Origin of the sequence: Microbulbifer sp. 2205BS26-8, from assembly GCF_030731025.1 — a bacterium.
Taxonomy (GTDB): Bacteria; Pseudomonadota; Gammaproteobacteria; order Pseudomonadales; family Cellvibrionaceae; genus Microbulbifer; species Microbulbifer spongiae.
Genome location: NZ_JAVAMR010000110.1, coordinates 1 through 1,826 on the forward strand (window position 1 = coordinate 1; position 1,826 = coordinate 1,826).

The 1,826-nt window shown below is 51.5% G+C and carries 3 protein-coding genes; 1 reads left to right on the forward strand and 2 read right to left on the reverse strand.

What is annotated here, in order from left to right; translation table 11 throughout:
* Positions 1-49: 49 nt before the first annotated feature.
* Positions 50-751: a cytochrome c biogenesis CcdA family protein gene (locus Q5Y71_RS16705; RefSeq protein WP_306043212.1), complete on the reverse strand. Its 702-nt coding sequence runs from the start codon at positions 749-751 to the stop codon at positions 50-52.
* Positions 744-1,154, reverse strand: a complete 411-nt coding sequence (locus tag Q5Y71_RS16710; protein ID WP_306043213.1) for a thioredoxin family protein — start codon at positions 1,152-1,154, stop codon at positions 744-746. Before Q5Y71_RS16710 ends, Q5Y71_RS16705 begins: the two co-directional genes overlap by 8 nt.
* Positions 1,155-1,506: 352 nt before the next feature.
* On the opposite strand from Q5Y71_RS16710, the gene Q5Y71_RS16715 reads away from it, so the two are divergent.
* Positions 1,507-1,826 (forward strand): helix-turn-helix transcriptional regulator (locus Q5Y71_RS16715; RefSeq protein WP_306043214.1); only part of this gene is annotated, 320 nt, incomplete at its 3' end.

Genomic DNA, 1,826 nt, shown 5'->3' on the forward strand with positions numbered 1-1,826 from the left:
CACTTCTCTCTATGAAGGGACAATGTGCGACAAAGAGGGTGGAAAGCTGTTACAGACTCAGCGTCCACTCGGGCATCCAATTCAACGCCCAAGCCTCCAGTACTTTGTCAAATCCACTCAGCACCATGATACCAAGCAGCAACAATATGATGCCGAGTACAACCTTGCCGCCGAGGGCAAATCCCCCAATCGATGGCGAAAGGCGATTGTAGATTTTTCGTGACAGGCTTCCGGCTACGAGCAGTGCTGCGCCAGTACCCACCCCGAAAGAGAACATCACCATAAATGACTGGCCCAGCTGCTGCCCCATGGAAGCGAGCGCAATAGCAGCCCCCAGAGTCGGACCAACACAAGGCAGCCAGATTATTCCCGTGAGAAAGCCAATACCAAACTGCCCTGCCCAGGCACCGTCACCAGCAATGCCTGCCCCAACCGTGATTTTCGATAAGTGTAATGTCAACCAGTCGGAAAGTGGCTTGATCAATAATACAAGAGCAACAACGATAAGCAGAATTGCCGCAATATAGCGGAACAGTTCCGGGTCCAATCCCAAAGAGACCAGCAGAAAACTCAACACGGTGCCTGCCAGGGCAAACGACAGGCTGAGCCCTGTGGCAAGAGCATAAGGGCCCCAGCTCCCAGCACTGCTAGAGGCGCCAACCACCATTGGCACCAACGGCCAGACACAGGGCGAGAGAATACTTAGCGTACCCGCAATCAAGGCCAGTGGAATCGCACTCAGTTCAAGCATGTTTGCCGCAGGCCTTCACTGAATCAAAGATATTCTGGCGAATGACATCGGGGCGTGTTTCAGCAACGCTGAACCAGACCTGCTCGGTTCCTCGATAGAGCAGCAAGGTCGACTGGCGAGGCGCTCGGAAATGCTTGACCCAGTCTTTTTGGCGGTCGAAGTCCACCTCCAGAATTATCAGACCGCACTGGGGATTATCCTTCTGGAACTGGGTCAGAATCTGCCTTTGCTTTTTACATGTAGGACACCAGTCTGCTCGCACATCTATCAAAACTGGCTGCTTGGCAACCTGCAGCTCCATAAAGCGCTCTTTGGAAAAGGCCTCACCAGCTGATACCCGGGGTACGACAAACAGTAGTGAAGTGACAATTAGGGCGGGAAGAAAGCAGTGAAGAACTTTCATACTCATCTTATCCTCAATAAAAAGGGGTGGGGGCACCACTAAACAGCCAATCGGTTACATCACTAACCTTAGTCGTCATTCACAGCAAATCATTACACAGAATGGCTGGAAATTTTATAGCAGGCAAAACAGCCTCTTTGTGGATGTTTAGCTTATGCTCCCAGAGCCCGTAATCCTTGTGTACTACTTTCCAGCCTAATTAGAGAGGTGTCTGACTACAGGTTGCTAATTTGAACCGTGGCAGGCGGCGAACCCGTGAAAAGAAGCACGGTCAGAGGGATACAACCACTCCCTCACGAGCAAAAACCACTGAAGAATGATCCGGTCGGGTACTTGACCGTTGATTCGGGCAGTGACCGCCTCCATTGTTAGCCAACTGGAAAACTATCGCAATACACTCGATTGGGTGTTTCACGCTTTGGCAGATCCAACGCGCCGCAGCGCAATTCAATACTTGACCCACAGGCCATCCTCGGTCACAAAACTGGCTGAACCCTTCGACATGGCGCTGCCTTCTTTCATAAACCATATCAGTCTGCTGGAGAATCCGGGCTTGATCTCTTGGAATAAAACCGGTCGCGTACGTATCTGCGAAATCAAGCCGGAGCAATTAACGGCCGCAGAAAGGTGGATCAACACACAAGCCACGCTTTGGCAAGGAGGGTGGAAAAA